Origin of the sequence: Butyrivibrio sp. NC3005 (genome assembly GCF_000424545.1) — a bacterium.
Lineage (GTDB): Bacteria > Bacillota > Clostridia > Lachnospirales > Lachnospiraceae > Butyrivibrio.
In genome coordinates, this window is the sequence record NZ_AUKC01000082.1 from 1 (window position 1) to 2920 (window position 2920).

Consider the following 2920-nt stretch of genomic DNA (forward strand, 5'->3'; position numbering starts at 1 on the left):
TTCCTGTGTTTCCAGTAGTTTTAAGTGACTAACTAATACCATGGATTCTAGGCATCTTTGAGCATATTCACTCACGTTTGACAATATTTTCTGTTACCTAACTTGTTCTCCTAAATTTCAATAAAATAATTATTTATATAGGACACAACTGTCCAAAAATATCAATAAAAAATTTAAGCTCTTCCATTGTGGTCAAATGACTCAAACTAATCCTAAATGATGAAAGTGCATTTCTTCTATCTCCACTTATTGCCATGACAGCTTCAGATGGCATACCATCTGTACTACATGCAGATTTTACGGAAACACAAATTCCTTTTTCATCTAACATACGCTGAAAGACTGTACCTTTAATCCCCTCTACACTTAGATTCAAAATATGCGGAATCGCACTTTGGGGCGAATTAATATTTACCTTTTCAAATTTCAAAAGCTCTGTGCGCAAGTAATTGTTTAATTTACTAACTGCCAAATTTCTTTCATCAAGATTTTCTAATGCTAATTTTAAAGCCATATAAGTTGATGCAGCAAGATTAACAGCAGGAGTACCGCTTCTATACTTAGTGGTACTTGTCCCGCCGTGTAGAAGTGGTTCTAATCTTACACCTTTCTTTTTTATTAAAAGCCCACATCCATTTAAACCATAGAATTTATGTGGACTAAGAGATACTAAATCAATACCATTAACATCAAAACCTATCTTTCCAATTGCCTGTGTTGCATCAACATGCAAATGGCAATTTGGATAATCAGATAGAATTTCTTTTATTTTAGCAACAGGCTGAGTTACTCCAAGCTCACTATCAACTGCCGTCACGCTAACTATTATTGTGTCATCCCTTAATTTCTTTTTAAAATCTTCCACGGAAATCTGACCGTTTGAATCAACTTTTACAATATCAACTTCATATCCTTCTTTCTGTAAAAAAGATAAAACACTTTTCACAGAACTATGTTCTAGTGGTGTAGATATAATATGCTTCCCATATTCTTTATACTCATATGCTATACCCTTAATTGCTGTATTGTTGGATTCTGTAGCTGATGATGTATATATAATTTCTGCAGGACTTACATTTAATAACCCTGCAATTTTCATAGTAGTTTCATCCATAAAAGCTGAAGCTTCTCTACCTAGTTGATGATGTGAATTAGGATTTCCTGAAAACTTTTTGGACGTTTCATAAAAATAATCCAGAACCTGTATATCTACAGGAGTATTTGCTGTGTAATCTAAATATACTATATCATTCATCTCTAACTTCCATTATTGTACCACCACCAATAACAACATCTCCATCGTATAGAACGCCTGCTTGTCCTACAGTTGCTGCTCTTTGCGGCATATCAAAAGTCACTTTTAATGTATTATCATCTATCTGCGTAACTGTTGCCGGCTGTTCAGTCTGTCTATACCTTATTTTGGCATTACAATGCATTGGTACTTCAATTTTAGGAACCGAAATAAGATTAATATCCTTTAATATAACTGTTTTTCTAAACAGTTCTTCGTTATCTCCAAGAACAACCTTATTCTCTACAGGATTGATTTCTTTTACATACAACGGTTTCTTATATGCAATACCAAGTCCTTTTCTTTGACCAACGGTATAAGAAATAATACCCTTATGTTCTCCTAGTTTTGTTCCATCAGAAAGAATAAAATCTCCACATGGATACTTTTTCCCAGTATACTGAGATATAAAGGCTGAATAATCACCATCTGGAACAAAACAGATATCCTGAGAATCATGCTTTCTTGCATTTACGAAGCCCTTTTCTAAAGCAATTTCTCTAACTTCTGTCTTTTTCATAGATCCTAATGGAAAGCAAATGTGCTTCAACTGATCCTGAGTTAGCATGTACAGAACATAACTTTGGTCTTTTGTATCATCTAGTGCTTTCTTTAATAAATATCTACCTGTATTTTCATTTTTTTCAATTCTGGCATAATGTCCAGTTACTATATACTCTGCACCTCTTTTTCTTGCTTCCTCAAGAAGCTTTTCAAACTTCATGTATCTATTACAATCAAGACAAGGATTAGGAGTTCCTCCATTCTCATATACCTTAATAAACTTATCTATAATATTCTTGCGAAAATCAGCTGTATAGTCTATAACTTCATAAGGCATGTCCAAATTAAATGCAACTTCACTGGCATCTTCTATATCTTTAGAACTACAACAAGTATGAAATCTACTACATCCTAAATCTTCATTTTCATAAAGGCGCATAGTAACACCTTCACATTCAAAATTGTTCTTTTTCATCATATAAGCGGCTACACTACTATCCACTCCGCCACTCATTGCTATTAAAGCTTTCATGCATAATACCTTTCTCAGAATTTACTCTGAATACTTTTGACACTTATATCATAATAACATGTTTTATGTAAAAAGAAAATTTTTTTGCATTTTTCTCTTTACAAATCTCATTTTTAATGATAATATTATTTACGCGTCAGAGATACGTATGGCCCGGTGGCTCAGTTGGTTAGAGCGCCGCCCTGTCACGGCGGAGGTCAAGGGTTCGAACCCCTTTCGGGTCGTTTTAAAGGATAGATTTATGTCTATCCTTTTTTATTTTATTTATATTCTATTCTTTATATATGAGTTATTAGTTACAAAAGAAGTTATTCTATTCAGAGAAACTTTACTATTATTTGTTATCAAAGTTTACTTGTTTAATTATTTCCGCAACTTAACTATGTTTAAGAAATTCTAATTCACCTTAGTACACATACAAAACTTTCAGTATTTCATTTAATGAATCAATTTATTTCCGTAAAATTTTAATTAACATTTTTAATACTTCTTAGTGTATGACTTTTTGTCACTTATATTCAGAAACTCGCATTTACTGCGAGTTTCGTGAGAACAAAAGTCAAGCGGCAAACTGGTCCAAGGCGAAGCCT

General features: G+C 33.0%; 2 protein-coding genes and 1 tRNA gene. 1 reads left to right on the forward strand and 2 read right to left on the reverse strand.

Features of this window, described 5'->3' with window-relative positions; genetic code table 11:
• Positions 1–133: 133 nt before the first annotated feature.
• A complete protein-coding gene (locus G634_RS0114725; protein WP_330364836.1) occupies positions 134–1255 on the reverse strand; it encodes a cysteine desulfurase family protein in 1122 nt (373 codons plus the stop codon).
• Positions 1248–2330 carry a tRNA 2-thiouridine(34) synthase MnmA gene (mnmA, locus tag G634_RS0114730; protein ID WP_026505904.1) on the reverse strand — a complete coding sequence of 361 codons (1083 nt, stop codon included), beginning with the start codon at positions 2328–2330 and terminating at the stop codon, positions 1248–1250. The genes G634_RS0114725 and mnmA overlap by 8 nt, the downstream gene beginning before the upstream one ends.
• Before the next feature lie 150 nt (positions 2331–2480).
• Here mnmA and G634_RS0114735 point away from each other — a divergent pair.
• Positions 2481–2554, forward strand: a tRNA-Asp gene (locus G634_RS0114735).
• Positions 2555–2920: the final 366 nt, after the last annotated feature.